The organism is Vibrio sp. V42_P2S4T144 (assembly GCF_009904715.1).
Classification (GTDB): Bacteria; Pseudomonadota; Gammaproteobacteria; order Enterobacterales; family Vibrionaceae; genus Vibrio; species Vibrio alginolyticus.
This window is the reverse complement of sequence record NZ_WXWS01000483.1, coordinates 1-5,562: the sequence shown is the minus strand read 5'-3', so window position 1 is coordinate 5,562 and position 5,562 is coordinate 1. Positions and strand designations below refer to the sequence as shown.

The window sequence follows — 5,562 nt, the reverse complement described above, 5'->3', positions numbered from 1 at the left end:
CTTAATGAGAGGTGGTTATGGACAACAAACGGGACATCTTTAACGCATTTTTTAAAGCCCAAGATAGATTCCTTCTCGCCGCACCACATGGCTTTGAGCCAGACGTGATTCATGACTATATTCATTGGGGAATGGTGTTGTCTTCCTGTTATGAACACGATGCCGATGAAGAAAATCTATTGTTGTGTGAGCTGTTTTTACGTCAGGTTTATTTCCATTTACTAGACGCAATTCAAGACTCAACTCGCAGTCGTATCTTCCGTCGTGTCTGTCTCGATTCTATCCATACGCCATTATTTTGCCTCAAACGCTATTACTACCAGTTTGAACAAGGCGACGTGAAATTTCTCGCACTACAACAACAATTACGCCTGATTCAAATCTCACTCGATTAACCAAAAAGGATCCCTACCATGAGCACCGAATTCCGCATAGAAACTGACAGTATGGGCGAAGTAACGGTCCCTGCAGATGCTCTCTACCAAGCCCAGACTCAACGCGCCGTCGATAACTTCTCATTCAGTCAACATAAAATGCCATCTGGTTTTATCAAAGCGTTAGCACACATCAAGCAGACTGCGGCACTCACCAACGCACAGCTAGGGCTGCTTGAGGGAGATATTGCCAACGCGATTGCTGACGCAGCTCAAGCAATTATCGAAGGCAATCATATTGAGCAATTCCCAATTGACGTGTTCCAAACGGGATCTGGCACTAGCTCAAATATGAATGCGAATGAAGTAATTGCAACACTGGCCTCCCAGCATCTAGGCGGCACTGTCAGCCCTAATGATCACGTCAACATGGGGCAAAGCAGCAACGATGTGGTACCAACGGCCATTCAAGTTAGCGCAGCATTAGCCATCGAAAAACAGCTCTTCCCGGCCCTGTCACACCTCAGCCAAACACTAGAGTCTAAACAGCAAGCATTGAAAGATGTTGTAAAAACCGGTCGCACCCACTTAATGGACGCGATGCCAATTACCTTTGCTCAAGAACTTGGCGGTTGGCAGTTCCAAATCGAGCATGCAAAACAAGCGATTGAACAAGCTCTTCCTGCTGTAAAAGCCTTAGCCCAAGGTGGTACGGCGGTTGGAACGGGGATCAATGCCGATCCACGCTTTGCAGACTTATTCGCTAGCAACCTAACCCAGTCAACTCGTATTCAGTTCACGGCCAGTGATAACTTCTTTTTCAATTTAAGCAGTCAAGATGCGATCGTCGCTCTGTCGGGACAGCTCAAAACAGCAGCAGTTGCGATCATGAAGATCGCAAACGATCTTCGTTGGATGAATTCAGGCCCATTGGCTGGTTTAGGTGAGATTGAATTACAAGGCTTGCAACCGGGTTCTTCCATCATGCCTGGCAAAGTAAATCCTGTGATCCCAGAAGCCGCAGCTATGGCATCAGCGCAAGTCATTGGTAATGACACCACCATTACCGTCGCAGGCCAAGCGGGCAACTTCCAGCTTAACGTCATGCTGCCAGTTATTGCTCATAACGTATTGGAGAGCATCGAGTTACTCTCTAACAGCGCAACCGCTTTAGCTAACAAAGCCATTGCGACGTTTGAAGTTCGCCAAGATAACTTGGATGTAGCACTCGCCAAAAACCCAATTTTGGTCACGGCTCTCAACCCGGTCATTGGTTACCTAAAAGCGGCAGAAGTCGCGAAAAAAGCCTACAAACAGGGACGCGCGATTATTGATGTCGCGGAAGAAGAAACTGATTTGGATAGAGCCACACTAGAGCGATTACTTAATCCAGCCAAACTGACTCAAGGCGGCGTCGCAGAATAAGCGGCAAACTCAGCCTATCAACTAAGATTACAAACATCGAGACCTCCATTCGGAGGTCTCTTTTTATAGCGATTTTTCAAACACTCCAATCCTAAGCGACTCGATTGAGCACCGAACGCAGCTTAAGCGGCTTAACTGGCTTAGCAATAAAGCTGAACCCATTTGCTTTGATGCCATCAAGCATATCATCGGTACGATCTGCACTGATGATGACGCCTTCAAAGCTGTGGCCTAATCTCAGGCGGCATTGCTGTAGCACTTCTAAACCAGTACGACCATCATCAAGTCGGTAATCGGAGAAAATTACATCCGGAATCCAACCATCCTCAAGCGCTTGTAGACTTTCAACTAAATCAATCGCAACTCGTGTATCGCAACCCCATCGGGAAAGTAAGTTTTCCATGCCGACTAGAATGTCAGGCTCATTATCGACACAAAGGATTCTCAGATGACCAAGTTCAGATTGCTTACTCATTGCCACGTGAACTGGATGAAGCTGAACATGATCAGCTTTATCTAGGGTGATGGAAAAAACACTGCCTTTTCCAACCCAAGAGCGCATCGAAATTTCATGCCCAAGTACCTGAGCAATTCCTTTCGAAATCGCCAAACCAAGTCCGAGGCCTTGGTCGGAACGAACTTGAGTTCCGCGATTAAACTCTTCAAAAATCTCTTGCTGCTTCTCTTCTTCAATCCCCACTCCATTATCCCATACATCAATACGCACTCGCCCTTTCACGCGGCGAACACCGAGTGCGACTTTGCCATTCGGGTTATAACGAAACGCATTGGTCAGGAAGTTTTGCACCACACGGCGCAGCAGTTTGGGATCCGACTTAACCATGAGTGAGGACGGAATCATGGTGAACTCTATACCTTGCTGTTTGGCTAACGCACTAAACTCAGCATTCAAATTCGATAACACATCATTTAACGCAAAGCCATGCACGTTGACTTCCAACTTGCCCGATTCCAAACGCGAGATATCCAGCAAATCTCCAATTAAGTCTTCGGCAGCCTCTAAAGCACTTTCAATGTGTGCTGACAGCTTTTTGGCTTCGCTGTCTTTGGCGACTTCCGATAGTGAAGATGCAAATAGACGCGCCGCGTTGAGCGGTTGCATCAAGTCATGGCTTACTGCCGCCAAGAACCGTGATTTGGACTTCGATTCCAAATCCGAGCGCTGCGTCGCTTCCACCAGCTGCTTGTTAAGTTGTTCTAATTCTCGAGTCCGTAGACGTACCCTTTCTTCCAATGTCTCGTTGGCGTCTTTCAGTGCTTGCTCTGCATCACGGAATACGGTGATGTCGGTAAAGCTCATCACAAAGCCACCACCTGGCATTGGGTTACCTTGCACCTCTATCACGCGACCATTGGGACGAACCCGAGAAGAGGTGTGCCGAGTTCCTTGCTCAAGGTGATAAACACGGCGACGAACGTGGTCATCAGGGTCACCAGGGCCACACAACCCCTGCTCTGCATTGTGCCGAATCACATCCGCAATCGGTCGACCTACTTGAATCAGGCCTGGCGGAAATTCAAAGAGTTCTAAATAGCGTTGGTTCCACGCTACCAAGCGTAGTTGCTTATCGACGACCGCAATACCTTGTCCAATATGCTCAATCGCGCCTTGGAGTAAACCCCGACTAAAATCGTACAGTTCAGAGGCTTCATCGACGATAGTCGCCACCTCTTCAAGCTGCATGTTTCTTCCTTGCAGAGCGGAAGTAAGTACTAACTTAGCAGAAGATGCACCAAATACCCCTGCTAGCACACGCTCCGTATGCCGAATCAGAGAAGATGGCGCTTGTTGATTCGGCATCAACTCTTCTCGTTGCTGGCTCCAGTAGGCTTGAAACGCCGCTTTAACTCGCGTTCGTCCTACAAATCTGGACGCTAGCATTTCCAGTTCTGCAACCGTAACGCGGCTCTGGTACAGACTCATATTTTCGCTTTCAGGCAACGGTGTACCAACGAATGATGCCGATTGTAAGCGCTCACTTAGGCTTGGTCGGGTAGCCATAGAAACCACAACAAAACACACTGCATTAGCGACCACACTGAGGATCATCCCCCAATCTGAAATCGCGATATCAAAACTAGCCAATACCTCTGGTGGCGTAATCAACCAGATCAGGAAGTTATTGCTGGCGTCTCCGGCAAGCATGTCTGTTTGGCTCATTAACGTAATCAGCCAGGTAGCAAAACCCACCGCGAGGCCGACATACACACCTTTCTTATTCCCTTGACGCCAATACATACCGCCAACCAGCGCAGGAGCGAATTGCGTGATAGCCGCGAACGAGAGAAAGCCGATAGCAGAAAGTGAATGAATGGTGTCCAACGCTTGATAGAAACACCACGCGCCAATCAACAAAACTAAAATCAAACCACGGCGGATCCGCAGTAATAATTCAGAAAAATGATGATGGTTACGCTGCGTCAGTCGCATGCGACGCAATAGCAATGGCATAACCAAGTCATTCGAGACCATGATCGCTAAAGCAATCGTCGATACGATAACCATGCCACTTGCCGCTGAAGTACCGCCTAGAAACGCAAGTAAGGCGATTTCACTCGCCCCTACCGACATCGGCACACTGATGACATAAGTATCAGGCGAAGCGCCACTCAAGAGACCTTGCCCTACCCACGCAATAGGTAAAACAAAAATCCCCATTAAGATCAGATAAATGGGGAACAACCAACGAGCCACATGCAAATCTTGAGCACGTTCATTTTCCACTACCATCGTATGGAATTGTCGCGGAAGGCATACGATCGCCAGCATGGTGAGTACAGTATGAATCAATATAGTCGGGATATTTGGTGACTGATACGTCTGTGCGGCAACATCAATTAAGCTCAAACTCTCGGTGTTCATCGCCAACCAAACAATGAAGACACCGACCACTAAAAAAGCCAGCAGTTTGATAATGGATTCGAAGGCAATTGCCATCATCATCCCACGATGGTGTTCCGTGTTATCAATGTGGCGGGTACCGAATAGCATCGTAAAAATCGCCAATGCGACCACAACAAACCACGACACGCTATCATTTTGATAACCAAAATCAGTAGCCAGCTCTGGAGCAATGATTTCAAGCCCCATAGTGATACCACGCAGCTGTAAAGCGATGTACGGCAAAATTCCCGCAACCGCTATGAGCGTAACAACCACGGCCAAACCTTGGGATTTACCGTAGCGTGCTCCGATAAAGTCAGCAATCGACGTGATGTGTTCCCGTTTAGCAATCAAAATAAGCCGAGCTAAAACGCGCCATCCGATGGTAAACACTAAAATGGGAGCAATATAGATGGGCAAGAAAGACCAAGGATTACTGCTGGCCTGCCCGACCGTGCCGTAGAAGGTCCATGATGTACAGTACACCGCAATGGAAAGGCTATAAATCCAAGGCCGCCAGCGTGCTAGCCACCTTTTCTGAATGTCGCCGTACCACGCGATGATAAATAAAGCTCCCAAATACGCTAAAGAAACGGGAACCACCAGCCATCCTTGCATCCGATATCCTTTCTTGCCTTTCTTGCTACTTTTAAAGCAAGAGAATAAAAAAACCTCTCCATGAGGGAGAGGTTTCATTTAACACTGCTTTGATAACGGAGACAAAGCTTAGTTTTTAACCTTTGTTACATAAGTCTAATTCTGTGTTTCAAGTGGCTTGTCTGATACATCAACCACCTGATGTGGGTCTTGCGAATCAAGCTTGATGAACAGAGCCAATAACCCCATCGCGGCCATGCC

At 47.6% G+C, this 5,562-nt stretch carries 3 protein-coding genes; 2 read left to right on the top strand and 1 reads right to left on the bottom strand.

Features of this window, described 5'->3' with window-relative positions; all coding sequences use genetic code 11:
• The first annotated feature begins 17 nt into the window (after window positions 1–17).
• On the top strand, window positions 18–395 hold the full coding sequence (locus CAG68_RS16075) for a hypothetical protein (RefSeq protein ID WP_005382370.1): 378 nt from the start codon (window positions 18–20) through the stop codon (window positions 393–395).
• Between the two features lie 18 nt (window positions 396–413).
• Window positions 414–1,799, top strand: coding sequence for a class II fumarate hydratase (locus CAG68_RS16070; RefSeq protein WP_158156977.1), 1,386 nt, complete (start codon window positions 414–416; stop codon window positions 1,797–1,799).
• Window positions 1,800–1,890: 91 nt separating this feature from the next.
• On the opposite strand, the gene CAG68_RS16065 is transcribed toward CAG68_RS16070, so the two are convergent.
• The gene (locus tag CAG68_RS16065; protein WP_161441359.1) at window positions 1,891–5,322 is read right to left on the bottom strand and encodes a PAS-domain containing protein; all 3,432 of its coding nucleotides are present in this window, start codon (window positions 5,320–5,322) and stop codon (window positions 1,891–1,893) included.
• Window positions 5,323–5,562 lie beyond the last annotated feature (240 nt).

What these genes read in the sequence shown, in the direction of transcription:
- CAG68_RS16075 (WP_005382370.1), top strand. Translation starts at nt 18, where the DNA reads ATGGACAACAAACGGGACATCTTTAACGCATTTTTTAAAGCCCAAGAT.
- CAG68_RS16070 (WP_158156977.1), top strand. Translation starts at nt 414, where the DNA reads ATGAGCACCGAATTCCGCATAGAAACTGACAGTATGGGCGAAGTAACG.
- CAG68_RS16065 (WP_161441359.1), bottom strand. Translation starts at nt 5,322, where the DNA reads ATGCAAGGATGGCTGGTGGTTCCCGTTTCTTTAGCGTATTTGGGAGCT.